22 protein-coding genes and 2 pseudogenes are annotated in these 26163 nt (G+C 59.1%); 5 read left to right on the top strand and 19 right to left on the bottom strand.

Features of this window, described 5'->3' with window-relative positions; translation table 11 throughout:
• The first annotated feature begins 9 nt into the window (after positions 1 to 9).
• Positions 10 to 1239, top strand: a complete 1230-nt coding sequence (locus ACNA0J_RS01335) for an MFS transporter (protein ID WP_415815625.1) — start codon at positions 10 to 12, stop codon at positions 1237 to 1239.
• A gap of 31 nt (positions 1240 to 1270) precedes the next feature.
• Here ACNA0J_RS01335 and ACNA0J_RS01330 read toward each other — a convergent pair whose 3' ends face one another.
• From ACNA0J_RS01330 to ACNA0J_RS01310, 5 genes are all read right to left on the bottom strand, one after another.
• The gene (locus ACNA0J_RS01330) at positions 1271 to 3328 is read right to left on the bottom strand and encodes a UvrD-helicase domain-containing protein (RefSeq protein WP_415815623.1); all 2058 of its coding nucleotides are present in this window, start codon (positions 3326 to 3328) and stop codon (positions 1271 to 1273) included.
• Between the two features lie 13 nt (positions 3329 to 3341).
• Positions 3342 to 5423 (bottom strand): primosomal protein N', encoded by a 2082-nt coding sequence (locus ACNA0J_RS01325; RefSeq protein WP_415815621.1) that lies wholly within the window; start codon positions 5421 to 5423, stop codon positions 3342 to 3344.
• 350 nt (positions 5424 to 5773) lie between these two features.
• Complete coding sequence (gene hemE, locus ACNA0J_RS01320; RefSeq protein WP_415815619.1) at positions 5774 to 6847, bottom strand: uroporphyrinogen decarboxylase; 1074 nt, start codon at positions 6845 to 6847, stop codon at positions 5774 to 5776.
• 102 nt (positions 6848 to 6949) lie between these two features.
• Positions 6950 to 7795 (bottom strand): helix-turn-helix domain-containing protein, encoded by an 846-nt coding sequence (locus ACNA0J_RS01315; RefSeq protein ID WP_415815617.1) that lies wholly within the window; start codon positions 7793 to 7795, stop codon positions 6950 to 6952.
• A gap of 106 nt (positions 7796 to 7901) precedes the next feature.
• The gene (locus tag ACNA0J_RS01310) at positions 7902 to 8915 is read right to left on the bottom strand and encodes a pyridoxamine 5'-phosphate oxidase family protein (protein WP_415815615.1); all 1014 of its coding nucleotides are present in this window, start codon (positions 8913 to 8915) and stop codon (positions 7902 to 7904) included.
• A 270-nt stretch (positions 8916 to 9185) separates the two neighbouring features.
• Between ACNA0J_RS01310 and ACNA0J_RS01305 the strand changes: the two are divergent.
• The 3 genes and pseudogenes from ACNA0J_RS01305 to ACNA0J_RS01295 form a co-directional block, all read left to right on the top strand.
• Positions 9186 to 9671 (top strand): annotated as a pseudogene (locus ACNA0J_RS01305) (methylated-DNA--[protein]-cysteine S-methyltransferase); the annotation flags it as partial.
• An 86-nt stretch (positions 9672 to 9757) separates the two neighbouring features.
• Complete coding sequence (locus tag ACNA0J_RS01300) at positions 9758 to 10363, top strand: DNA-3-methyladenine glycosylase I (protein WP_415815613.1); 606 nt, start codon at positions 9758 to 9760, stop codon at positions 10361 to 10363.
• Between the two features lie 142 nt (positions 10364 to 10505).
• Positions 10506 to 11324 carry a DUF4377 domain-containing protein gene (locus tag ACNA0J_RS01295; RefSeq protein ID WP_415815611.1) on the top strand — a complete coding sequence of 273 codons (819 nt, stop codon included), beginning with the start codon at positions 10506 to 10508 and terminating at the stop codon, positions 11322 to 11324.
• A gap of 132 nt (positions 11325 to 11456) precedes the next feature.
• Here ACNA0J_RS01295 and ACNA0J_RS01290 read toward each other — a convergent pair whose 3' ends face one another.
• From ACNA0J_RS01290 to ACNA0J_RS01280, 3 genes are read right to left on the bottom strand one after another with little or no spacing between them, the layout of a single operon-like run.
• A complete protein-coding gene (locus ACNA0J_RS01290) occupies positions 11457 to 12275 on the bottom strand; it encodes an ABC transporter substrate-binding protein (RefSeq protein WP_415815609.1) in 819 nt (272 codons plus the stop codon).
• Entirely contained in the window at positions 12272 to 13030 is a 759-nt protein-coding gene (locus ACNA0J_RS01285; protein ID WP_415815607.1) for an ABC transporter ATP-binding protein, read from the bottom strand. Before ACNA0J_RS01285 ends, ACNA0J_RS01290 begins: the two co-directional genes overlap by 4 nt.
• A complete protein-coding gene (locus ACNA0J_RS01280; protein ID WP_415815605.1) occupies positions 13027 to 13770 on the bottom strand; it encodes an ABC transporter permease in 744 nt (247 codons plus the stop codon). The genes ACNA0J_RS01285 and ACNA0J_RS01280 overlap by 4 nt, the downstream gene beginning before the upstream one ends.
• A gap of 246 nt (positions 13771 to 14016) precedes the next feature.
• Here ACNA0J_RS01280 and ACNA0J_RS01275 point away from each other — a divergent pair, with 246 nt between their 5' ends.
• Positions 14017 to 15159 carry a substrate-binding domain-containing protein gene (locus ACNA0J_RS01275; RefSeq protein WP_415816489.1) on the top strand — a complete coding sequence of 381 codons (1143 nt, stop codon included), beginning with the start codon at positions 14017 to 14019 and terminating at the stop codon, positions 15157 to 15159.
• A gap of 38 nt (positions 15160 to 15197) precedes the next feature.
• On the opposite strand, the gene ACNA0J_RS01270 is transcribed toward ACNA0J_RS01275, so the two are convergent.
• From ACNA0J_RS01270 to ACNA0J_RS01220, 11 genes and pseudogenes are all read right to left on the bottom strand, one after another.
• A complete protein-coding gene (locus ACNA0J_RS01270; RefSeq protein ID WP_415815603.1) occupies positions 15198 to 16082 on the bottom strand; it encodes a formate dehydrogenase accessory sulfurtransferase FdhD in 885 nt (294 codons plus the stop codon).
• Positions 16079 to 16453 (bottom strand): hypothetical protein, encoded by a 375-nt coding sequence (locus ACNA0J_RS01265; RefSeq protein ID WP_415815601.1) that lies wholly within the window; start codon positions 16451 to 16453, stop codon positions 16079 to 16081. The genes ACNA0J_RS01270 and ACNA0J_RS01265 overlap by 4 nt, the downstream gene beginning before the upstream one ends.
• 340 nt (positions 16454 to 16793) lie before the next feature.
• Positions 16794 to 17942, bottom strand: a complete 1149-nt coding sequence (locus ACNA0J_RS01260) for a formate dehydrogenase subunit gamma (protein ID WP_415816487.1) — start codon at positions 17940 to 17942, stop codon at positions 16794 to 16796.
• A gap of 78 nt (positions 17943 to 18020) precedes the next feature.
• Positions 18021 to 18248, bottom strand: a complete 228-nt coding sequence (locus tag ACNA0J_RS01255; protein ID WP_415815599.1) for a hypothetical protein — start codon at positions 18246 to 18248, stop codon at positions 18021 to 18023.
• Positions 18245 to 18889: a formate dehydrogenase FDH3 subunit beta gene (fdh3B, locus tag ACNA0J_RS01250; protein ID WP_415815597.1), complete on the bottom strand. Its 645-nt coding sequence runs from the start codon at positions 18887 to 18889 to the stop codon at positions 18245 to 18247. The genes ACNA0J_RS01255 and fdh3B overlap by 4 nt, the downstream gene beginning before the upstream one ends.
• A 10-nt stretch (positions 18890 to 18899) precedes the next feature.
• Complete coding sequence (locus tag ACNA0J_RS01245; protein ID WP_415815595.1) at positions 18900 to 21866, bottom strand: formate dehydrogenase subunit alpha; 2967 nt, start codon at positions 21864 to 21866, stop codon at positions 18900 to 18902.
• Positions 21867 to 21877: 11 nt separating this feature from the next.
• Positions 21878 to 22084: a twin-arginine translocation signal domain-containing protein gene (locus tag ACNA0J_RS01240; RefSeq protein WP_415815593.1), complete on the bottom strand. Its 207-nt coding sequence runs from the start codon at positions 22082 to 22084 to the stop codon at positions 21878 to 21880.
• Between the two features lie 136 nt (positions 22085 to 22220).
• Positions 22221 to 22841, bottom strand: a complete 621-nt coding sequence (locus ACNA0J_RS01235; RefSeq protein ID WP_415815591.1) for a TorD/DmsD family molecular chaperone — start codon at positions 22839 to 22841, stop codon at positions 22221 to 22223.
• The gene (locus tag ACNA0J_RS01230) at positions 22838 to 24934 is read right to left on the bottom strand and encodes a 4Fe-4S binding protein (RefSeq protein ID WP_415815589.1); all 2097 of its coding nucleotides are present in this window, start codon (positions 24932 to 24934) and stop codon (positions 22838 to 22840) included. The genes ACNA0J_RS01235 and ACNA0J_RS01230 overlap by 4 nt, the downstream gene beginning before the upstream one ends.
• A 101-nt stretch (positions 24935 to 25035) precedes the next feature.
• Positions 25036 to 25659, bottom strand: coding sequence for a DUF3306 domain-containing protein (locus tag ACNA0J_RS01225; RefSeq protein WP_415815587.1), 624 nt, complete (start codon positions 25657 to 25659; stop codon positions 25036 to 25038).
• Positions 25656 to 26163, bottom strand: a pseudogene (locus tag ACNA0J_RS01220) (DUF3305 domain-containing protein); the annotation flags it as partial. The gene ACNA0J_RS01225 and the pseudogene ACNA0J_RS01220, both read right to left, overlap by 4 nt.

Raw genomic sequence — 26163 nt, 5'->3', positions numbered from 1 at the left:
GAGACAACCATGCAATGGTATAGAGAGTTAAATCAAACAGAACGCCGGACCTTTATCGGCGCATTCGGTGGCTGGGCAATCGATGCGCTGGACTTCATGGTCTTTACGTTTGTCATCTCTACCCTGATTCAGCTGTGGGGCATCGACAAAGGCCAGGCAGGGATGCTCGGTACGGTCACGCTGCTGTTTTCCGCAGTAGGCGGCTGGCTGGCCGGAATTTTGGCTGACCGCTATGGTCGCGTACGTGTACTGCAGATCACGATTTTATGGTTCTCGGTATGCACGGTCGCGATCGGCTTTGCGCAGAACTTCGAGCAGCTCTTCATCCTGCGTGCCTTGCAGGGGCTGGGTTTTGGCGGCGAATGGGCAGTCGGTTCAGTATTGATGGGGGAAATTGTCCGCGCTCAACACCGCGGCAAAGCCGTGGGCACCGTACAAAGCGGTTGGGCAGTAGGTTGGGGAACCGCCGCCATTTTGTACACCTTGGCATTCTCGGTCTTGCCACCAGAATGGGCATGGCGCTCCTTGTTCTGGATCGGTGTGCTGCCAGCATTTCTAGTGCTGTATATCCGCAAACACGTGCCCGAGCCCGAGGTCTTTCAACGTACGCGAGCCAAAACGCAAGCCTCCGGCGAGCGCCCCTCGTTCTGGACGATTTTCTCGCCCGGCCTGCTCAAGACGACCATCGTGACCGCGATTCTTTGCACCGGCGTGCAAGGCGGTTATTACGCCATCACGACATGGTTGCCGACCTTCTTGAAAACCGAACGCCAACTGTCGGTCTTGAATACCGGCGGCTATCTGATGGTGATCATTGTGGGATCGTTTGTCGGCTACATCGTAGGCGCCTATATGGCGGATAAACTCGGCCGCCGTGCCAACCTGTTGATTTTCTCGGTGTTATCAGCCCTGAGCGTTTATGTGTACACCTTGGTCCCGCTCACCAATACTCAGATGCTGATACTGGGCTTTCCGCTAGGGTTCGCCGCCTCTGGGATTTTCAGCGGTATCGGAGCCTATCTGACGGAGCTATTTCCATCAGAGGTGCGTGCTTCGGGCCAAGGGTTCGCGTACAACTTTGGCCGGGGAATCGGCGCGCTGTTTCCCAGTCTGGTGGGTTTTCTCAGCCAGAGCCATGGCCTGGCCTGGGCCATCGGCGCCTTTGCTACGGGCGCCTACGCCATCGTGATCTTGACCGCGTTGCTGCTGCCTGAAACCAAAGGCCGGGTGTTGGAGTAATCGCTCGGGCTTGCCTGATTTAACGCGGCGCTCACTTTTTCAGTAGCGCCTTCAGCATTCCCAAGCGCTCTTTAGGGCTCATCGCACGTGTCGCGTCGTCTTCTTCGACGCGCACATCGCCCAGCCCCATCTCCTCGATAAAGCGCGAAGGCTCGCGAATCAGATCCTCACGTGCGCGGCGGCGTTTTTTGCACCAGCTCAGATTCAAACTGCGTTGCGCGCGCGTGATCCCCACGTACATCAAGCGACGCTCTTCCTGGATCCGTGTGGCCAGGTTTTCCGCAGCGCGTGCGGGGTCGCCATCCTCGTCGTCTTTACCCAAGTGAGGCAACAACCCTTCTTCCACACCTGCCAGATAAACGTGCGGATACTCCAATCCCTTTGACGCGTGCAGCGTCGACATTTTGACGGCGTCGGGCTCTTCTTCCTCGCCGCGTTCCAGCATGGTGATCAACGCGACGTGCTGCACCAGATCAAACAGCGACATGCCGTCCTCCTCGGCTTTGCGTTTAAGCCAACCGGTGAGTTCCAGCACGTTTTCCCAACGCGTCTGCGCGGGCTTTTCCTCTAGCGTGTCGTACAGATGGCGCTCGTATTGAATCGCGCCCAGCATGTCGTCCAGAATCGCGCCAGCGGGCTCTGGAGAGCCCGTGCCGTCCGTGCGGCCACGCCCCGCACGCCATTGCAGGCGCCGAATGTATTCCGCAAAGGTTCGCAACGACTCTAACTGACGGGGCTGCAGCAAAGTCTCCAACCCCGACTCCGCCGCAGCCGCCAGCAAAGAGACCTCGCGCTGCGCGGCGTATTGGCCCAGGACTTGCAATGTTGCCTGTCCAATGCCGCGCTTGGGGGTCGTGGCGGCGCGAATGAAAGCCGGATCATCATCATCGTTGGCGACCAACCGCAGATACGCCAGGATGTCGCGAATCTCGGCCTTGTCAAAAAAACTCTGGCCACCCGCTATCGTGTACGGGATCTTCAGATTGCGCAGCGCTTGTTCCAAAATACGCGACTGATGATTGCCCCGATACAGAATCGCGAAATCTTTCCATTGCGCCTGACGTTCAAAACGCGATGCCGAGATCTTCATTGCGATCGATTGAGCCTCGTGTTCATCGTTATCCATCGGCGACACCACAATCGGTTCGCCGACACCCAGATCCGACCAGAGTTTTTTCTCGAATAGCTTTGGGTTTTTTTCGATCACCGTATTGGCTGCTGCCAGGATACGCTGTACCGAACGATAGTTTTGCTCTAGCTTGATGAGCTTGAGCTGAGGGTAATCGGTCGTGAGTTTGGCCAGATTTTCCATGGTGGCGCCGCGCCACGCGTAAATGGCCTGATCATCATCGCCCACCGCAGTAAACATCGCCCGGTCGCCGCACAGCAACTGCACCAGGCGATACTGGCAGGCATTGGTGTCCTGGTATTCGTCGACGAGCAAATAGCGCACGCGGTTTTGCCAACGCGTACGGACTTCCTCGTTGCTATCGAGCAATTGTGCGGGGATACGAATCAGGTCATCGAAATCCACTGCCTGATAGGCCGCCAGGGTCGCCGCGTAATGGCGATATACCGTCGCAGCCTCTGACTCGGCCGGGGTCGCAGCGACGCGTGCGGCATCATCCGGACTGAGCAAGGCGTTTTTCCACAGCGAAATCGTCGACTGCACGGTGCGTAGACGACCACGATCCGTAGTGACCAGCAGTTCCTGGATGATAGCCATGGCATCGTCCGCATCCAGAATAGAAAACTGTGGTTTGAGTCCCGCATTGCGGGCCTCTTCGCGCAGCATCTTGACACCCAGGGAGTGGAACGTGCTGATGGTCAGGCCTTTGGCCAGCTTCCGATCGACCAAGGAGTGCAGACGCTCGTCCATTTCGCGCGCGGCCTTGTTCGTGAACGTCAATGCCACAACGTTGCGGCCCATATAGCCGCACTCGCGCAGCAAATACGCGATTTTCTGCGTGATCACGCGCGTCTTGCCGCTGCCTGCACCTGCCAGGACCAGACATGGCCCGTCCAGGTACAACACCGCCTCTTTCTGAGCGGGATTCAGGCCGTGGCCTATGGGTGCGCTATCAGACATAGAAAACGAAAACTCAAATCTCTAGAGGGTCGACTTCCAACTGCCAACGGACACGCGATTGTGACGCAAGCGTCGGCAGATGTGCCGACCACTCCGTCAAAAACGCCTGCAAGGCGGGCCGGCTCGTGCTTTCCAGCAACAACTGCGCACGCTCGACATTGGCCACACGCACCACGCGCAGCGGTACAGGATCGTACAACGTCAACGATGACACGCCTGAGAAACCGCCCTGCTCGGCGACATCACGAGCCTCTTGCAGAAACGCCAGTGCCTGTGCCAACTCGCGTGCCTCGGCCGTCAACAACGCCTGATACGCAAACGGCGGCAGCCCTGTCGTCTCGCGCTCCTCGAGGGCATGGCGAGCAAAGCCCGCATAATCGTGACGCAGCAGGGCCTGATACACGGGCTGCTCGGGATAGCCGGTCTGAATCAAGACCTCGCCCCCATTGGCGTGGCGGCCGGCGCGGCCCGCGACCTGCATCAGTTGAGCAAACAACCGCTCAGGCGCCCGAAAATCGTGGGCAAACAACATCGAGTCCGCGTTCAACACGCCGACCAGACCCAATCGCGCAAAGTCGTGTCCCTTGGCGACCATCTGGGTGCCCACCAGGATATCGACCTCGCCCGCATGCACGGCGGCGAACAAGGCTTGCGCACTGCCTTTACGCCGCGTGCTGTCCGCATCGATACGTGAAATCCGTGCCTGAGGAAATAGCTCTGCCAGGTGTTCTTCGACGCGCTGCGTCCCGCGCCCCATGGGCTCCAGGTCCTGATCGCCGCATTCCGGGCACGCCCGTGGCACAGGCGCCTGATAACCGCAGTGGTGGCAGTGCAATCGATTGCCGCGGCCTACGGCTCGATGCAACACGGTAAAGGCCGAGCAGCGAGGGCAATGGCTGACCCAGGCACAAGAGGCGCAATGCAGCACGGGTGCATAGCCACGACGATTCAAAAACACCAGGGACTGCTCGCCACGCTCGAGCCGCTGACTGATCGCATCGATCAACTGAGGCGACATCCCCTGACGCATCGCCAGACGGCGAGTGTCTATCAAGCGGATCGCCGGCAAGCTGCTCGCCCGCGCACGGCCCGGCAGCGTCAGACGCAAATAGTGGTTGCGCCCGGCGTGATACCAGCTCTCCAGCGAAGGCGTGGCAGAGCCCAGCACCACCGGCACATTTTGATCGCGCGCCCGCCATACCGCCAGATCGCGGGCGGAATAACGCAGGCCGTCCTGCTGCTTGTACGAGGCATCGTGCTCTTCGTCGACCACGATCAGGCCCAGCTCGGTCAGCGGCGCAAAAATCGCCATCCGCGTGCCCAGCAACATGCGCGCCTGGCCGCGCTGCGCCCGGGCCCACGCCTGCACGCGCTCGCCGTCCGAAAGGCCGCTATGCATCACGGCCAGGCCGTCAACCCCCAGCACTGATTCCAATCGCGCCCGCACCGCTGCCTCGAGCTGCGGCGTCAAATTGATTTCGGGCACCAGCAACAAGACCTGGCGTCCCGCCGCCAGCACGCGTTCGGCAATATGCAGATAGACTTCGGTCTTGCCGCTACCGGTCACCCCGTGCAGCAAAACGGGTTTGAACCCATCTAGCGCTGCAACGGCATCTACCGCCGCCTGTTGGGCCTCATTCAGTACAGGTGCCTGATCGGGCGTGGCCGCCGCGACAACGTGCTTGGCCTTGCGTGCGTCCAGACGTGCTACCGGGCCTTGCCCCGACCGTTTGCCTTGGTAAGCCGAGGGCTTGCGCAATGGCGGTGGCATGGCGGGCAACATGACCTCGCCTAGCGGCCGCTGATAATAATCGGCTGCAAACCGTGCCAAACGCAGCCAATCAGCAGGCAATGCGGGCAAATCCTCGAGGACCTGCTCCACCTCGCGTACCTGCGCTGGATCAATGGACGGCTCGGCCGGGTTATCCACAACCACGCCCACCAATTTGCGACGGCCAAACGGCACAATCACCCGCGCACCGACAGGTACAGCAGCCTGAGCCCGATAATCAAAAGGCCCCGGCAGCGGGACATCCAGTGCCACGCGCACCCAGCACCCCACGCTGGGACGGAGGCCATCGGGTACGTCAGACATGGGCAGTGGATATCAAAAGCATGGTAGTCGGCGTGGACAAGTTAAAGTGAATTCTCGATTTTTGAGCTAACAGGCTGTCAAATCTGCGCGAAATATCCACGGCAACACAGCCTGTGGATAACTTTGGGGAAAAACATTCAATAACCTGATTTCCTGTCAAGGTGCTTAATATAAAAATAAATGCCCGAATACTATTGACATTGTATTTTTATTTTAAAATCAATGACTTATAAAAATATCCCAGAATTTATCCTAGATTGCCGGTGCTGCTGGGAGCGATTTCGCTGCTGTGCACAAGTCTGGGTGACCAGCACACAGACTAGGCCTTCAGCACGCTAGCGGACACTTACTTAGGCGTGAAACGAGCGGCTGTAGGCGTGCACTTCGTCCACCAGGTCCGTGACAGCCTCGGGCGGCGTATGCTGCGAAATGCCATGTCCCAGATTGAAGACATGCCCGGCCCCGCCGACAGGGCCAAAAGCGTCCAGCGTCCGGCGGGCTTCGGCCCGGATGGCATCACTGCTGCCGAACAATGTCATCGGATCGAGGTTGCCCTGCAATGCAACGGCATCGCCGACGCGCTGGCGCGCGCGTCCTAGGTTTACCGTCCAGTCGAGCCCCACCGCATCACAGCCGCAGGCGGCGATATCTTCGAGCCACAGCCCGCCGCCCTTGGTAAAGACAATGACGGGGACTTGGCGTCCCTCGTGCTCACGGATCAAGCCCGACACGACCTTGCGGGTATAGGCCAGCGAAAACTGCTGGAACAAGCCATCGGCCAGCACTCCCCCCCAGCTGTCAAACAACATGACGGCCTGCGCCCCCGCCTGGATCTGGGCATTAAGGTATTGCTGGGTCGCTTGCGCGTTGATATCCAGGATGCGATGCAACAGATCCGGGCGCGAATACAGCATGGTCTTGATCAGGCGGTAGTCGGCGCTGCCACGCCCCTCGACCATGTAACACGCGATGGTCCAGGGGCTGCCTGCAAAACCGATCAGAGGAACCCTGCCATCCAATTCCCGGCGGATGACCGTCACAGCATCGAAAACGTAACGCAGTGAGTCCATATCGGGCACCGCGAGCTGCGCCACATCGTCCTCGGTGCGCAGCGGCCGCTCAAAGCGCGGCCCTTCGCCCGGTGCGAAATCCAGCCCCAAGCCCATGGCGTGCGGCACCGTCAGGATGTCAGAAAACAGAATGGCCGCATCCAGATCGTAGCGTGCCAAGGGTTGCAACGTGACCTCTGCGGCGTAATCGGGATTTTGCGCCAGCCCCATGAACGAACCCGCCCGCGCACGTGTCGCGTTGTACTCGGGCAGATAGCGCCCCGCCTGGCGCATCAGCCAAATCGGGGTATACGGGACGGGCTGGCGCAACAGGGCGCGCAGAAACACATCGTTCTTCAGGGAAGCAGCGGACACAGCGATCCTTCGATTTCGGAAGCCGTGATTTTACTGCCTCAAACGCATAGCGGGCGCCTGCCCCTGGGTGTGCCCGCCCCCCGGCAGTGCGCTATGCCCGAATCAGGCTGGTGGCTCAGGCAAAGAAGCGTTATCGCGATAATGAGCAGCGTCAATACGATGCTTGCGCATCAGTGCCCAGAACGCGCGCCTGTGCTTGCTGGAGGCGCGCGCAGCCTGAGCGACGTTTCCGGAATGGCGTGACAAGGCATGACGCAAATAAGCACACTCGAAATCCTCGACCATCCGGGCCTTGGCTTGACGAAACGGCTGGTCAATCGCCCCGATATCAAAAACATCGTTTGCGGCAGCCGGCCGAGGCGATTTCTTTCTGGGTGACAGGTGTTTGCTGCCTGGCAGTCCGCCGTAGGCGCGCAAAGGCTCCTGTATGGTCCCGCCGGGGCGCCTGTTGCGAGGCCGAAGGGCCTGATCCCCCTCCGACACAGAAGCAGGCGATGATGTCAACGATAGCGCCGTAGCAGCCTCTGTCAGACCATGTGGCCGCGCCTGGCGATGCCAATGCACCAGGCGCGCCCGTAGCTCATCGGGACAAACAGGCGCCCGCACAAAATCGGCAACACCCAGCGACAACAAGTCCAACATCCCTGGAGCAGTGATATCGAAAACGACGGCGACCAATGGGATGCGCAATCTCGCCTCGGCATTAGCCAGCACGGTACGTACCCAGGACAGCGACTCAGGCGCCACCGGCAATATACAGCCATCAAAGCGCCGCAATGCCAAGTGAGCGCGCGACAACCATTGAGCGTCGGCAGGCGCCTCACTGGTGACGTCCAGCACGTACAGCCGCAAACGGCCGAATTGTCCGTGATGGCTATCTACCCAATCCCGTACCCAGCCCTCATGGCCGGGGGTCATCAGAACGGCGCAATCGAAGATTTCACGCAAGAGGGACTCCTGTATACGCATGAAAAAAAACAAGCGTACACATCATCGTCATCCCACGATATTCGCAGTTATCACACTGCGGGTTCTACGTATAGCCAAGTGCAGATCAGTACATATTCCGTTTGTAATCCTGATCCAGTCCTTTACGCATCAGCCCGGGAATCGACACCATCCCGCGCGCAATCGCCGCGCTCAAACCCCCTGTCTTATTCAGTTTGACGTGTGCGGCAAAAACAGCAGCAGGATCAATGTCCTCTGGCGCCGATGCGGTCATCCAAGGCCGTGCCCGCAGCAACGCGGCACTCTCCCGCAAGACAACATGCGGTGATTCCAATACCGTCACGACCTTTGGAATCTTGCTCTGCACTTCGAACTGCTGTCTCAATGCTTCGTCTGCCGTCATGTGCGCACGTCCTCTCACCACGGCAACCTGCGCAGACCCAGGCGCCAGCAACATGATGGCTGCCTGTGGCCGCACCAGCATATTGCGCATGCTATCCGTCCGGCGATTACCGGGACGATCGGCAAAACAAAGCTGCGTTGAGTCCCCCTGCATCAGCAAGCCCGCGGGATCGCCCTTGGGACTCAAATCGGTGCGCAATTCGGTATCGGCTGTCGCCAAGGCCATAAAACGGCACACCGCCAGAAATCCTGGCAGATCGTCGGTACCCGTTCGCGCAACCGGCTCGTCAGATGACCAGAATGCCGATCGCAGCAATGCCTTTGCGCAGTGGGCATAGCACTCATGCACCGCAATCACTATGTCATCATCGGACACCGCCTCCACCGCGCCATTCACCCGCAAGGTCTCTCCCAGCCCCGGGATCAGGAACAACAAGCCAGCCCCGCGTCCCACCTGGGCATAATGCGGATCATCCAGCGCCACACGCGGGATACGCAACTGGCTCGCATCCAATGCCACCGTAAAACCCGGACGGCCGCCAGCCACCGTCACCTCGATCTGCTGTGTGTCGCTGAACCCCGCAAACACCAATGGCGAAACGGCCAGCCAGCGCTGAGCATGGGCATCCAGATGATCGATCACTTTCAGGTCCACAGCGCCTGCACGCGCTCCCACCTGAGACTCCAGAGCCTCGACCGTATTGATCACACTGTCCATCCGCGTCTCCGGTTGATTCGATAAGGAACATCCATTTTATAAATGAGAATTATTTATTTCCATGGTTTTCTTGTATAAAACGCAATGACGCCTCGCCCTCGAGGGTGATAGCTCCCCACGAAAACCCAGTTCAACGGCAAGAATACGAGTGCGCCACTCAGGCGTGATCCCTAGACTACAGACATGGTGATACAGCAGGGCGATGCTTTGCACCGGCACAACCGGCATCACCACAAACCTAGATCCGCTCCATCTGTGAAAGGAACCATCATGTCCTATGCCTGCAAGACCATCGCCTCTCCCGTGGGCCGATTGACGCTCGTCGCCAAGGACGCCAAGCTGGCTGCCATTTTGTGGGAAAACGACCGGCCAGGCCGTGTTCGCCTGGGGCCGATGCAAGAGGATGCCGACCATCCCACTCTGTTAAAAACCGAGCAGCAATTGACGGAATATTTTGCGGGACGACGCGAACGCTTTGACCTGCCATTGGATTTTGTTGGCACTGAATTCCAGAAACAGGTCTGGGCTGCGCTCTTGACCATTCCCTACGGCCAGACGCGCAGCTATCGCGACATCGCGACACAGATCGGCCGGCCCAAGGCCGTGCGTGCCGTTGGGGCCGCCAATGGACGCAATCCGATTTCGATCATCGCGCCTTGTCATCGCGTTGTTGGCGCATCCGGAGCTCTCACTGGATTTGCCGGCGGATTACCGGCGAAGGAACTGCTGCTGGGCCTCGAGCATGGCGCCACAGCCGCATAGACGTTTTATTATTCCGTGAGGGCAGCATGACCGCTGCCCTTTTTTTCCGGCATGCATGCCGAAGTTTCCCGGAGCAACAGATGAACTCACCCACCGGCGTCATCATCGGTGAAGACGGCTTGGCGCGCCCACCCTGGGCCGCGCAAGACCCCTTAATGCGCCAATACTACGATACCGAGTGGGGGATGCCCGTGCGCGATGAACACGGGTTGTTCGAACGGTTGAGCCTGGAGTGTTTTCAATCGGGTTTGTCGTGGGCGACGATCCTGCGCAAACGCGAGGCTTTTCGTGCTGCGTTTCGCCAGTTCGATCCCGATGTCGTATCGACGTTCAGTGAAAAAGACATCGTACGCCTGATGGCCGATAGCGGCATCGTACGCAACCGGGCCAAAATCCTGGCTACCATCAACAACGCTGCTGCGACCATCGCACTGCGAGCCGACGGCGGGCTGGTGGATTTCATCTGGTCATTTCAACCGGCCGAAACCCCCGCTCCCCGTACGCTGGCGGAGATCCCCACCGTATCCGAGGCCTCCACTGCACTGAGCAAAGCCCTGCGCAAGCGCGGTTTTTCCTTTGTCGGGCCAACCACCATGCATGCATTGATGGAGGCTACGGGAATGATCGACACGCATTTGATCGACAGCCATCGCCGTGGCAGCTCTGGCGTCTGGCGGACAACGTGAACACGTTACATAAATCACGAGCGTATTACACAAATCGTCACTACGTAGCGCTTCTTCACACGGCATTCTCGTCAATGACAGCTCGCCGCATCAATTCAGTCCATAATCAAGCCTTGAACTTGCTTTATCAGGACCACGCGCCATGCCATTGAACACTTTGCTCTCTCGTCTACTACTTACCGCCACGGTCAGCGTACTGAGTGCTTGCGCGATGAACACGAATACAACGTCTACTACCGATGCGCCCACGACGGGCACAAACACCGCCGCCTCGACGCTATCGGCGTATCACTGGGACTTAAGCGAAGCCCGTGACGCCAACGGCACCGCACAAACAGAATGGGCGCCACCCAAAACACGCGATGGCGCGCCTTTGCGTCTGAGTTTCAAGGATCAACGCCTGTCCGTATCCGGCCTGTGCAACCGGCTGGGTGCAGGCTATAGCCTCGACGCGAACAAGATCAAAATCTCGGGTGCCGTCGGCACGATGATGGCCTGCAACGACAATGCGCTCATGCAATACGAACAGGCCTTCGGCCAACGTTTGCCACAAGCGTCCACCTGGCAGATCACGCAGAGCCCGACGGGACCGCTATTGACGCTGGGCTTCGCCGACGGCGCGCAATGGACGCTGACAGGCACGCCCACTGACGAGACTCGCTATGGTGGCGCAGGCGAAACCCAGTTCCTGGAAATCGCCTCGCAGCGAGTACGTTGTTCTCATCCTGGCATCCCCAATATGCAATGCCTGCAGGTGCGCGAGGTGCAATACGATGCCAACGGGATCCAGACCGGCCAAGGCGAATGGCAGGCTTTTTATAGCGAAATCGAAGGCTATACCCATCAACCGGGCATACGTAACGTGCTGCGCGTAAAACGCTATGAACGCAACCCGGTGCCAGCTGACGCATCCCGTTATGTGTATGTGCTGGACATGGTGGTGCAAAGCGCCAAGGAATAAACGACAGCAAAAAAATCAGGCTCGAATTCATCGAGCCTGATTTGACTGATATGCCGTCTATCCGCGATGCGAGCCCAGCAGCGTTAAATCATTCCCCGCTGCTGACATGACGCAAACAGCATACGCTCGACTTTATTTTTCCGCGTTCGGGAAAAACAGCTGTTGCCCGTTGACCTTGTAGCTGGCAATCGTGTCCTGCCCCGCTGACGACGTCACCCAGTCCACGAATTGCTGAGCCTCCTTGGCCTTGACGTGCGGGAACTTGGCGGGATTGACCACCATCACGCCGTACTGATTGAACAAACGCTTGTCGCCTTCGACCAGAATCTTCAGCTTGCCGGGGTTCTTGAAACTTAGCCACGTGCCACGGTCCGACAAAACATAAGCGCCCATCGACGAGGCCATATTCAACGCCGGCCCCATGCCGCAACCACAGGCTTTATAGCCCTTGCCCATGTCCTCAACACCCGCAGCTTTCCAGAACCGCAGCTCGGCGGCGTGCGTGCCACTCTTGTCGCCGCGCGAGACAAAAGACGCATTGTCCTTGGCCAACTTGCTCAAGGCCTGAACGATATCGTTGCCCTTTATCCCTGCAGGATCGTCAGCCGGGCCGATCAAGACAAAATCGTTGTACATGACGGGATAACGCTTGGTAGCGTAGCCCTCGGCCACGAATTTTTCTTCAGCCACTTGATCGTGCACAAATAATACGTCGGCGTCACCACGGCGTGCAGTATCCAGTGCCTGACCGGTTCCCTGCGCGACGACTTTGATATCGATACCGCTGGCCTTTTTAAAAGCAGGCAACAAATGCGCGAACAAGCCAGACTGCTCAGTAGAAGTGGTCGAAGCCATGACAATGGTTTCTGCCTGGGCCGCCGGCGCTGCCCACGTGGCGGCGACGAGCAAAGCCGGCATCGCTACGCGCCGCAAGAGAGTCGAGAGTTTCATAGGATGCGTTCTCCTTTGAGGAAAAAACTGGCTGCTTCGGGCAGCGGGCCGTAAAAGAAATCGTCAACGGGCAGATCGACCACCACGCGACCCCGTTCTAAATAAATCACGCGTTGCGCCAGCCGTTTGACCTGGCCCAGATTGTGGCTGCTGAACACCATCGCAGGCCGGCGATTCGCCTCGGATCGAGCGTCAGACGTCCCCTCACTCGCTATCACCGGTTGCACGAAGTCATGCATCATCTGCTCGACCTCACGCTTGGCATGGGGATCCAGGCTGGCCGTTGGCTCGTCCAGCAACAACACATCCGGCTTCAGGGCCCAGGCACGCGCCATCGCCAATCGTTGCTGCTGTCCGCCGGACAAGGCCTTGGCACTGCGGGTGGCAAGATCCTCCATACCGACTCTCGCCAATGCAGGCCCAGCCTGCGCGCGAGCATCGCGCCAACGCATGCCGCGCAACCATAGCCCCAAAGCCACATTGTTCAACACTGACATGCGCAACATGTACGGCTGCTGAAACAACATGGCCTGGTGCTTGCGCGCCACACATGAGGCCTGGCCGCGCGAGGGTTGCAGCAGGCAATGCAACACGCGCAGCAGCGTGCTCTTGCCACTGCCATTCGCGCCCACCAGCGCCACGCACTCACCCGGCCGTATCGTCAACGACACCTCACGCAGGGCCTGCACGTTGCCGAAATCCACGTCAACATCGCGCAGATCAAACAAGGTCTCGAAAGGCGCTGTACAGGTCATGCACCGGCTCCCGCCCGGTCAAACAAACCGGACAATCCCGCATCACGCCGCTCGCGCCAACGCCGCACCACCGCAGCCAACATATTCAATAGCAACACCACACACAACAGCAACAATCCCAATGCCAGTGCCAACGGTAAATCGCCCTTGCTGGTTTCCAACGCAATGGCAGTGGTCATCACGCGCGTGTAACCCTCGATATTGCCGCCCACCACCATCACCGCACCGACCTCTGAAATCGCCCGGCCAAAGCCCGTGATCACAATCGTCAACAACGCAAAACGCTCATCCCAGACCAGCAAGAGGCCGCGCAGCCATTCACGCGCGCGCAGCGAGCGCAATTGCTCACCGTGGTGCCGCTCGGCATCGGAAATCGTTTGACGCACCAGTGCCGTTACGACAGGGCAAACCAGCACCGCTTGGGCCAGCACCATGGCTTGAAACGAAAACAACCAGCCCAGAAATCCCAAAGGACCGGAGTGTGACAGCAGCAAGTACACCACCAACCCCACCACTACGGATGGCAATGCCAGCGAGGTATTCAACAGCACCAACACGAATCCATGACCACGAAATCGTGCGACCGCCAGCCATGCACCGGCCACCATCCCCACTGCGCACGCCAACACACAGGCACAGGCGCTCACAGCGAGCGAACGCAACACGATGGACAGCAACACCGGATCAACTGACACGATCAGTTCAAAAGCCGTCAATACGCTTTCAGATACGGTATTCATGGAAGACGAGCAGAGAGCAAAGTGTCATTTTTCTATCTGGATTTACGATCCGTGCGGCGCCACGCATTCTGAGCCGAACCGCGAATTCAGCCCCATGCCTTCAGAGCGAAAACTCACTCGTCCGCTGCACAATGTGCTGAGGGTATCTCACCAAAACGCGGCCCACCATATGAATACTTTTGCATAGGGATGACTTACTATCTGCAGAGGAACGTCCCCAACCCGCATTTAGGGCATACTTCCGCCGTGCATCGTATCGACCTCTCCTACCAATTGGGCTCCACGTCGGCCGCCCCCTCGATCATCGGCAACGCGCTGATGGACTTGCTGTTCGCCGTGCGCGAACACGGCTCAATCTCGGGCGCCGCCAAGGCGCTAGGCTTGTCGTACCGCCATGTATGGGGTGAGCTCAAACGATGGGAACAGACACTGGGCCGCACCCTGATCGTCTGGGACAAGGGGCAGCCCGCACAGCTGAACGAATTCGGTGAAAAATTGCTGTGGGCCGAACGCCAGGCCCAAGCCCGGCTGGCCCCGCAAATCAACGCGCTACGCGCCGATCTGGAGCGCGCTTTCGCCATGGCATTTGACGACGCGGCCCACGTTGTGCCGCTGTACGCCAGTCATGACGATGCCTTGGGCGCGTTGCGCGAGCACGCCGTGGCCAGCGACAAGCTCTATCTCGACATCAGCTATGCCGGCAGCGTCGATGCGATTCGCGGACTCAACGAGGGCCGTTGCGTCATCGCAGGCTTTCATACCCGCCAGGACCCCGTGCCAGGCTCCCTGACCGAACGCATTTACAAACCCCTGCTCAAGCCGGGGCTGCACAAGATCATCGGCTTTGCCCAACGCAGCCAGGGGCTGATCGTGGCGCGAGGCAATCCCAAACGCATCAGCGCCCTGGCCGATCTGCGCCGCGCAGAGGTGCGCTATGTGAATCGCGCCCTCGGTACGGGTACACGTGTGCTGTTTGACGAGCTGCTCGAACAGGCGAACATCCCGGCGGCGGCGATCAATGGATACGAACGCACGGAACCCTCACATAACGCAGTAGCTCACGCTATTGCGAGTGGCCATGCAGATGCCGGTCTCGGCATCGAGCCCGCCGTGCTCGGGCATGCACTGGATTTTGTTCCGCTGGTGCAGGAAAACTATTTCCTGGTCTGCCTGAAATCGACCCTGGATCAGCCCTCTACGCAGGCTTTGCTTGCCATTCTGCGCAGCCCGCAATGGCAAGCCGCGCTGTCCTCGATGCCAGGCTACGGCCCGTTGCAAAGCGGTCAAGTACTCTCGATGAAACGGGTATTGCCGTGGTGGACGTTCACGACCCAAAAAACCACCCGGCAACGCCGACCCACAAAAAGCGCTGCGCACAGGCCAGGCTGACGCACCTTTGCTCTGTAAGGCGCCAGCGTTGCTGGCGATCAGGATCCGCTTGCGACGCTCACGCTATCGGCAGCCACGCGCGACGCCGCCAATTCAGGCTGCAACACCAAGCGTTCCGGCGCGGTATAACAAACAAAACGCCGATTGATGGCACGGCCAATGGTGCACAATCCCAGGTCCCGTGCGATTTCGTATCCCATCTGCGTCATGCCGCTGCGCGACACCACGACCGGCACGCCCATCTGCGCGGATTTCATGATCATTTCACTGGTCAACCGCCCCGTCGTGTAGAAGATCTTGTCGTCTCCCCGCTGCTCGGACTCGGGCTGCATCCACATCCAGCCAGCCAAGGTATCGATTGCGTTGTGACGCCCGACGTCCTCGACAAACATCAGCATATCGGCGCCACGGAACAACGCGCAGCCATGCACTGATCCTGCCGATTTATAGGTGGTTTCCTGCAAACGAATGGCATTGAGCAGACCATATAACTGCGTCTGTGTCACTCGTGCATGCGGCGCCAACTGGAGTTGATCCAGCTCCTCCATCAGGCCGCCGAATACACTGCCCTGCCCGCATCCAGTCGTCACCACTCGTTGAGCAGTCCGGGCATCGATATCCGTAATACCGTGGCGCGTTTCCACCGCTGCGGCATTGACCTCCCAGTCGACCATGATGGACAGTACGTCGCTGGCCTCACGGATCAACCGTTGATTACGCAAGTACCCCAGCACCAATAATTCAGGCATGGCGCCTAACGTCATCAAGGTCACGATCTCGCGCCGATCGACATAAATCGTCAACGGACGCTCTGCCGGAATAGACACCGTCTCGGCAGCGCCAAATTCGTTTACGACCGTCACCTCACGGGTCAACGGCGCACTTGCCTGAGTCAGTCGGGGCAACAACGGGGTTACGCTCACTTAGCTAACGGCTTGCCGGCGCTATCAGGCTGGGCGGAACTCGGCGGTTGCGTTGCCGTTTCTGCGGGAGAGTGCGCACCAGAGCCCTCCCGGGCCTGAGGCGCATACGCAAACGGCCCCGGATCCGAACAGGCAGGCGTGGCCACGGGTGCGGGCGCATCTTTGCCGCTCGCCTTCATATGCGCGCGGTATTCCTCTGCGACCTTATCCTGAGCCGCACACAATTGATAGGCGGTCACCTTGGTGCTCCAGGCGGCTTTAGCTTTGGCTTCAGCGGCCTTGGCTTCGTCTTGAGCACTGACGGCAGCCCAAGCGGCCTGAGTGCTCAACACACCCAACACCAGTGACCATGCTGCGAATCTCGTCTTCATCCATTGCTCCGAGAAACCTCGGCATTCATGCCGGGGAGGAAAGGGCGCAGCCGCAAGGCTGCAAGATTGGTCTGATTTGAGTTGGCATCTGGATAAATATCCAGTTTTCTGGTTTGGCTTGGATAGTATCTCGGGCATGCAAACCATTAGCCGCCAGGCTGGCGGTGTTAGCCCATGGAGAAACGGTAAGACCTGAGTGCATATGATGTACAACGGCTCGGTTCTGTGAAGTGGGAATCCCTTTCCTTTAGGGAAGGGAACAGTCAACTGTCCTCCTTCCCATGTCGTGCATGGCTCGGACCTGCCTGCGCAAGACCCGCTTGCGCAGGCACTCGCTGGTTCAATGTGATCCCGATGTCGGACGTACCATCGCATGGCTGCGCCGTTTCGACGCCCGATCGGCAGTGCGCTGCGCCGGGACCTTGCCCGACTTGATATCGTCGTACCAGACGTCATGGTGTTCGCGCGCCCACGTTTCGTCGACGTACCCGGTCTTCATGGCCTTGTATGCGCCTTTCATACCGATCGTACCCAGATAAATGTGCCCCAGCAGCATGCACATCATCAGGATAACCGACACACCGTGAACCATATGGGCAATCTGCATATTGCCACGCGTATATGCCAGCCCGGGCACGACATGGTCCAGGAAAAGGCCCGACACCACCACCACCATGCCCAGGAACAGCATGCCACCCCAGAACATGATTTTTTCACCGGCGTTAAAACGTCCCGACGACACATGCTGGGGCCGCAATAAACCACCGCCCTTGCGCAACCACGTCCAGTCGTAACGGCGCCAGATGTTGTCCTTGGCAAAGGTCAACAACACGACGATCAAGGACACGGCAAACACGGGGCCGACGAAGTTGTGCGCCGTTTTCAGGAACCAGGTCAGCTTGCCAAAGATGGCAGGCCCCATCCACGGCAACATGAAAAACTTGCCGAACGCCATCACGATGCCGGACAAGGCCAGGATGACAAACGCAGTCGCATTCACCCAATGCGCGGCGCGCTCGAAATACGTGAAGCGCTCGATCTTGCGGCCGGTTTCCGCACCATGGACCTTGATCGGTCCCTTGGCCAAATAGAACAGTGCGATCGCCACAAATGCAATCAGCAGCAATGCGCCGCCATAGGGAATCAACCAATTGTTGCGCACCTGACGCCAGGCTTCGCCAGCCGTGGTGTATTGCGATCCCGGATATTGCACAAAGCGCTGAATCAGCACGCCGGCTTCAGGCGCCTGGCTATGCGGCAAGCTGCTGTACCCTGGCTCGCCGGAATTGACTTGGCGCCACATGGGTGCGTTATTACCGGGCTGTACTTTGGCGCGCTCGGCATTGGTCTGTTCGGCATAACCTGGCTGCTCATTGGCATCAGGCTTGACCTCAAAAATATTGGCGCTCTGGATGCCACCCAGCCCGCCGCTGGCGGGTGCGGCTTGCTGTGCTGCGGCAGGCGCGAGCAATACGACAGCCGTCAGCATCGCCGCGCACAGCGCTCCCCAAGCCCCCAGGAGGCGTGTTTTACCTTGGGAAAATGACCGTAACATGGCGATCTCCGGTCAGTTAAGTTTGTTGTACTCGTTCTGTCCGCGCTGGGTCCGTGCGGTCATCTCGCTGGTCCAACTGGTCTTGTCACCCTGCGTCCAGCCCGGCGCCACAAAATTACTGCCGGTGCCCGCATACTCGGGGACGCCGTGACCGGCGTTGGAATGCATTTCCTGTGGCGTCTCTGTACAGGCCGATAGCGCCAGGATACCCATCACGGCAAAGGCAAAACGTAAGCTCATGATTTACCCTTTGTGTCCGTCGCAGGCTGCGATTGTGCGGGCGGCTGATCAGCCTGTTGCGAGCCATAGGCCGTACCCCAGCCCCAGACCTCGGCGCCCTTGCCGCGATGCAAGACGCGCGTGCGGAATATATCCGCCACCACGTTGCCATCGCCAGCCAACAGCGCCTTGGTCGAACACATCTCGGCACACGCAGGCAGCTTGCCCTCAGCCAATCGGTTGCGGCCATACTTCTCAAATTCGGCGGCGCTGCCGTGCTCTTCGGGACCACCCGAACAGAACGTGCACTTGTCCATCTTGCCACGCACGCCGAACGCCCCTTCGGACGGAAACTGCGGCGCGCCAAACGGACACGCATACGAGCAATAACCGCAACCGATACAGGTGTCCTTGTTGTGCAGCACCACACCTTCTTCGGTGCGATAAAAGCAGTTCACCGGACAGACTGCCATGCACGGCGCATCACTGCAGTGCATACAGGCAACCGAGATGGATTTTTCACCGGGCACGCCATCGTTCAAGGTCACCACGCGGCGGCGGTTAACGCCCCACGGGATTTCGTGTTCGTTCTTACAGGCCGTGACGCAGCTATTGCATTCGATACAACGCTCTGCATCACAGACGAATTTCATTCTCGCCATAACGCTCTCCTCAAGCCTTTGCGATATTGCAGATCGTGGTTTTGGTTTCTTGCATCATCGTGACGGAGTCATACCCGTACGTGGTGCCCGTATTGACGGCTTCGCCACGCACAATCGGGGCTGCGCCTTCCGGATAGCTGGCCAGCATGTCCTGTCCTTGCCAATGACCCGAAAAGTGAAATGGCATAAACGCCGTGTCGGGACCCACTCGCGGCGTGACCAACGCCTGAACATTCAGGCGCGCACCCGTGGGGGTATGCACCCATACCCGATCGCCATTCTGAATGCCGCGATCCGCTGCCGCCTTTGGATTGATCTCGACGAAAGCTTCCTGCTGCAACTCGGCCAGCCATGGATTGGAACGCGTCTCTTCGCCCCCACCTTCGTACTCGACCAAGCGGCCCGACGTCAAAATAATCGGGAATTTTTCGTACAGCTTGTCCGCGACGTTCTTTTGCTGCAGCGACGTATACAACGTCGGCACGCGCCAGAATGTCTTCAGATCATTGTGCGAAGGATATTTCGCGACCAGGTCCGGGCGCGTGCCATAGATGGGCTCGCGATGCTGCGGGACCGGATCCGGGAAATTCCACACCACGGCACGGGCCTTGGCGTTGCCGAATGGATAGCAGCTATGGTTCTTCATCACCACACGGATGATCCCGCCAGAAGGGTCTGTTTTCCAGTTCTTGCCTTCGGCTGCGGTCTTTTCCGCATCGGTCAGCTCGCTCCACCAACCCAGTTTCTTGAGCAGCACATGATCGAACTCGGGATAGCCTGTCGTCAGATCCGCGCCTTTCGAATGCGAGCCGTCTTCGGCCAGCAGGCTCACGCCACCACGCTCGACACCGAAGTTCGCACGGAAATTCCCGCCGCCCTGCATCACATTCAGGCTGGTGTCGTACAGGTTCGCCGTCCCCGGGTGCTTCATCTCGGGGGTGCCCCAACACGGCCACGGCAAGCCAAAATAATCGCCCGTCAGGTCATAGCCTGTTTCGGCGTCCTTGCCGCCTTTGGCGCGCAGGGTCTTCACATCGAACACGTGCATATTGCGCATGTGCGCTTTCAAGCGCTCGGGACTCTGACCGGTGTACCCGATTGTCCAGCAGCAGCGATTGATCTCGCGCAGGACGTCCTCGATCACCGGCTCGTCCATGCCTTTGACTTTTTGCAGCGCGTAGTTCTTGACGAACTCTTTGCCAAAGCCCAGTTTTTCGGCGAACTGATACATGATCATGTGATCGCTGCGGCTTTCCCACAGCGGCTCAATGACCTTTTCGCGCCATTGCAGTGAGCGGTTCGAGGCCGTACAGGAACCACTGGTCTCGAACTGCGTCGCAGCCGGCAACAAATAAACCGCGCGATTTGGGTTGAGCTCTTCGGGCTTGCCAGGCATGGCCGCCATGGCCGCTGTCGCCGACGGATAAGGATCCACGACGACCAGCAGATCGAGCTTGTCCATGGCCCGTTTCATCTCCAGCCCGCGCGTCTGCGAGTTGGGTGCGTGACCCCAATAGATGACCGCCTTGAGATTCGTGGGTTGATCCAGTACCTCGGGATTTTCCAACACGCCGTCGATCCAACGCGACACCGTAATGCCCGGCTTGGTCATCAACTCCGGTGAGGCATACCGGCTCTTGATCCATTCGTAATCCACACCCCACGCGTTGGCGAAGTGTTTCCACGAGCCTTCAGTCAAGCCATAGTACCCCGGCAGTGAGTCCGGGTTGGGCCCCACGTCCGTGGCGCCTTGCACGTTATCGTGGCCACGGAAAATGTTGGCTCCGCCACCCGATCTGCCGATATTTCCCAACGCCAACTGGACAATACAGGATGCGCGCACCATGGCGTTGCCGATGGAGTGCTGCGTTTGCCCCATACACCACACCAACGTGCCGGGCCGGTTTTCGTGCATTAACTTGGCCACGCCGTACATCGTGGCTTCGTCGACACCGCATACGTCCTGAACCTTGTCCGGTGTCCATTTTGCCAGCACATCGGCTTTGACCTGATCCATGCCGTAGACACGCGCATCGATGTAGGCCTGGTCTTCCCATCCGTTCTTGAAGATGTGATACAGCAGGCCAAACAAGAAAGCCACGTCCGTACCCGACCGAATGCGAATGTGTTGATCGGCCTTGGCGGCGGTCCGTGTAAAACGCGGATCCACCACAATCATTTTGCAACCGGTTTCTTTCGCGTGCAGCATGTGCAGCATCGACACGGGGTGCGCTTCGGCCGCATTAGACCCAATGTACAAAGCGACTTTGGCATTCTGCATGTCGTTGTACGAGTTGGTCATGGCGCCATAGCCCCATGTATTGGCCACACCGGCAACCGTCGTGGAATGGCAGATACGCGCCTGGTGATCGCAATTGTTGCTGCCAAAATAGCTGACAAACTTGCGCAACAAATACGATTGCTCGTTGTTATGCTTGGACGAGCCAATCCAGTAAATGGAATCCGGCCCACTGTCCTTGCGCAGCTTCAGTAGCTGCTCGGAGATTTCAGTCAGTGCCGTGTCCCAGCTGATGCGCTGGTACTTGCCATTGACCAGCTTCATCGGATAACGCAGGCGGTGTTCACCATGGCCGTGCTCGCGCAGGGCAGCACCCTTCGCGCAGTGCGCCCCCAGATTGATGGGCGAATCGAACACAGGCTCTTGCCGCACCCAGACGCCGTTTTCCACAACGGCGTCGACTGCACAGCCGACCGAACAGTGCGAACAGACCGTGCGGTGCACAGACGTTTTCGTTTTGCCGGTCAAGACTTCCTTGGTTTCGGCGGCGTCCGCCTGCCTCACCAGCGCCAGGGGAGCAGCTGCCAGCCCAGCGCCGACGCCTATACCCGAGCGGCGCAGAAACGTGCGGCGATCCATCGTAGGCAAAGCCTGCGACAACCCGCGGCGCAGGCTTTGCACGAAATTGGATTGCACCGCGCTATCGCGCGCGGCAACGGTTTTCTTGGTCAGCAACATGCCGGACTCCGTCACACGAGGGTGGTCTTGTAATAGCGCTTGACGTGTTCGCTCAGGTGGTAGCCGCCCCCGTTTTTGGGCGCCGGTTTGGCATCCGCTTGGGTCTGAGCAGTCTGGCGGTTTTCAGGCAGAACAGCCGCACCCGCGGCCGCCGCACCTGCTGTGGCAGCGCCGGCCAAGAACATCCTGCGCGAAAGTCGAGGATTCTTTTGTGACATGACGATCCCCTCCGGGGCTACTAGATATGAAACTCTTTGCATACTGTACCGCGATAACGCACAAAGGGCCAATCCCCTTTCATAAGTAAGGCTATTAGCCGCGCAGCATCAAAAACAGCTGCCCAGACGGCACGGGCTAGGACAGCATATCGAAGCCCTGTGCTTCTATGTTGTTGAAATCCCGGAAAAATTCAGCCAGGCGCGCATAAAATCGTGCAGCCGGTTGCTGCACGATCGCAGCGCACAAATCGTCTGCCCACGGGCGGATATGCGTCGAAAAGAACTCCCGTTGCTGGGCCAGATTCGACGTATTGGTATCCGCGCCTGTGATCAGAAAGCGCATGACTTCGCACAAATACGCGATGTGATCTTCGGTTTCAGGCATGGCAGGGTCACGTGTAAGTCCCAGCGCAGTCAAGTCATCGCGCAAGCGAACCAAGGGCTTTTCATTGAGAAACCCTGCCAGGTAATGCGACCCGAACAAATAAACATCTGGCTTGCCGACCCCGCCGAACAAGGTATCGTGCTCGGCCTGTATCGCCGTCACGTCCAGTTCGCGTGCGCAAGCCAGCAAGGCGTTCCACGATAGCGCCAGCACACTGCCCGAATCGTCCTCATCCGCCTCCCGCAACTGTGCCAATAACGCCGGCGCAGGCGGCGCATAGAACAAATGCGCCAGCAGGCTATAAATCTCTGCCCGCGCAAAGTCTTCGTCATGGCTGGCCGGTTCAGTGGCGGTAGGCGGAATAATCGTCATAGGTCGGTAATGCGTGTCTCGTTAGAAGACGAATACATGTCGATAACGCGGCAATCGCCGCACATTTTCAAGCGCTCAAGCGCGGCGCCCTGGAACATCGCGTGCCCGCCCAAACGCTGCAACATGGTTTCCACGCCTTTTTGCGTACCAAAGGCCTTGTTACAGCGAATGCAATGGAATGGCTGGGCCTCATGCAGAACCACGGCTTCCTTGCGACGCTCGGACAACAACAGCCGGGGAACCAACTGAATTGCGTCTTCGGGGCAAGTCTGCTCGCACAGGCCGCACTGCACGCAATTTTTTTCGATGAACCGCAGCTGCGGAAGCTGTGAGTTGTCCTTTAACGCATTGGCCGGGCAAGCGCTCACACAGCTCATGCACAGCGTGCAGGCGTCAGGGTCAACGGTGACCGCGCCGAACGGCGACCCACTGCCTGGAGCGCCGCCCGGCAGATCGATAGTCTCGGGTAAAGGCTCGGGAGCCAACGCCACCAAATGATCCAACGCCAGACTCAGCGTCGTCCGTTTTTCCGGTGCCACCGCAAAACGAGCGGGCTCGGCAGGCGCGACGGGACGCAGGCTCGCTACCTCCTGCAAAGCGCCATCCAGCGCAGCGACCTCGGTAGCCTGCAGCAAATGCAAATGCTGCCCTGCATAACCCAAGCCATTCAGAATACGCTGCGCGATGTCCATCTGGGCCCTCAGGGCATCCTGATACTGCGGCGCCTCTTCGCCGGTCAGCAATACTGCCACCTGGGCCGCGCCAAACGCGATGGCCGACAACCACAGATCCGCCCCCACACCAGCGGTATGCCACAGAGAAACCGGAATCACATTCGCAGGCACGCCGTGGGCCTGCTTCAACTGTGCCGCACGGCCCAGCCCCTCGACCAGTTGCTGGCCCGCTTGCTGACTATGCAGCAGCAGTACGGCGCGGCTTCCGCCAGCCTGGGCATAGGTACCCAGCAGCGTACGCAGTTTCAGCCCCTGATCGGGATTGCGCGGATATGTATAGGACAGCGCGCCGCTCGGGCATGCGGTCGTGCAGGCGCCACAGCCCACGCATAAATGTGGATCCACCACAATCCGTTGATGATGCTTGTCGCTGCTGATGGCCTCGGCCGAACACACGTCCACACAGGCCCGGCAGCCTACCGTTTCGTTACGGCTATGCGCGCAGAGAGATTGTTTGTAGTCGAAAAACTTGGGCTTTTCGAACTCGCCCACCATCTCGCGCAGTTTCAACAGCGTCCCCGGCGCATTATCAGCCCAGGTGAAATAGCCCTGCGGCGGCTCATGACGACGGAACTGCGGCGTCGCACCCAGATCCAGCACCAGATCAAAGACCTCTGTCAGTTGCCTCGGCGGACGCTGAAAATCAATGGCGCCCGCCACCGTACAGGATGCCGTACAGTTTCGATGCCCTGTGCAACGCGTCAGGTCAACCTGATAATCCAGGCCGATCGCTCCTTCGGGACAGGCCGCCACGCACGCATTGCAGCGGGTGCACAGATCCAGATCAATCGGATTGTGCTGCGACCAGGACAGCTCAAATGCCCCCAACCTGCCCTGCAGACGGTCAAGCTGGCCCGCGAGCACAGGGTACTGACGTGCCTGAGTGCCGCCCGCATGGCCGTGGCCATCCGCAAACAAGGTGACTTCCAGCACATCATCCAGCAGCGCCGCCGCCTGTTCGGCTCGATCCAACGGCCCTATGATCAACAAGCGGCCAGCGCTGCGATACGTCACCGTAGCCACCGGATCCGGTTCGGGCAGATGGGCGGCGGCGAGCAAGGCGGCCAATTTAGGCATGGCCTGTCTGGCATCGCGGCTCCAACCGCCTGTCTCCCGAATATTCACAAAACGCACCGGCGCGATCGCGCCTTCAGTGCTGCGCCCGAGCTCATCAAACAGCCGTGTTTCCTGCGTACAGGCCACCACCACCTGGTCCGTGCCACGGATCGCTTGCTGAAAATCGCCCGCCTGGCCGCGGCACAGCAACGAATGAGGTGCCAGAGGCTCGCCCAACGCGCGGCTCAACTCATCGGGAGCCAGCGGCATGGTGCGGTTGCAGTCACAGATTAGAGTCGTCATGAGCGCAAAAAATAAAAGGTCCAACGAGTGGAGTTTACGCTGACGCAATGCTGAATAAAGAACCGAGACTCATTAGCATCATGGCCTCTCTGCTGCCCGCACTACTCTGATTCAGATGCTGCCTGTGGGCGATCGGCCTCGCCCTCGTCTTCCATCTCGGCTTGCCCCGCCGCGGGCGTTGTCTCACTGTCCTGCACATTCGCGTCTACCGCCCGGTCCTCAGTGCAGGAACTCTCGGCGCTATCCTCGCTGACAGCCTCAAACATCTTCAGCGCCTGCGCACTCACCAACCGCCGCAACATGGGCGCCGGTAACGGCTCCAGGTTCGAATAGTCATCGATATAGATGTCCAACCCGTCCATGACGTTGTAATGCGGGTCGGAAAACAGCTTTTTCAATGCCGCGTTTTTGACCTCGGGCGAGACCTGCCGAGTCATGAATGGTGCGAAATCCGAATCGCGCGTCAACGCCTGCACGTCCTCCAGCGTCAACGGCGGCGCTTCGTTCCCTATGCCATCGTTGCCCGTGTGCGAAACGGCCTCTGCAGGCGAGGCTGCAGAGGTCCGCTGCGAAAATTCGTCCGTAGCGCAATCCTGCGCAAGCTCACCCCCCGCCGCAGGCGCTTCCTGCTGCGGACGGTCCTCATCCGGGACGCCCCCCTCGCGGGCCTCGATCTTGCGTCGCGACCAACGATGCAGAAAACCGTCCCGATTTTCCGCAGTCATGACGAACCCTCGCCCCGAAACTTCTTCAGTGTCGACACCGACGCAGGATTGCCAAAACGGTCCTGCAGTGACTGGAAACTGGCCGGGCGCTTGCGCCGCTTGGGTTCAGGCACATAATGCTCGGCAATAAAGGCGTTCATCCATTGCACCACCGACGGTGGCGCCGGTACCTGTTCCACCGTTTCCTGAGCATCCAGCCAGCGGCCCGCATCGTGATAGCTGAGCGTCACAATTTCAGGCCGAGCCTGAGGCTCGCTGCCGTCTTCGGCATCGTGCATACGCCACAACACAAACCAACAGGGTGCCGCCGTCGTAGCGTTCAACACATAGCCTTCGGCGTCGTCTTTGAACAAGCGCACCGTATAGCCCGGGTGCAGCCAGCGCTCTTGCGTATCGTCTTTATATAAAAGACGAGCCGTCGGCCCGAACGCCGTCTCGTTGGCGACCACATCGTCCAGCACCCAACGCCACTCCTGCCAGCGGCTCATCGGGCCCGTGATGCGC

The sequence above is a fragment of the Bordetella tumbae genome, from assembly GCF_965139195.1.
Lineage (GTDB): Bacteria > Pseudomonadota > Gammaproteobacteria > Burkholderiales > Burkholderiaceae_B > Bordetella_A > Bordetella_A tumbae.
Note: the sequence above shows the minus strand (reverse complement) of the source record. Positions and strands in the feature narration are given on the sequence as shown.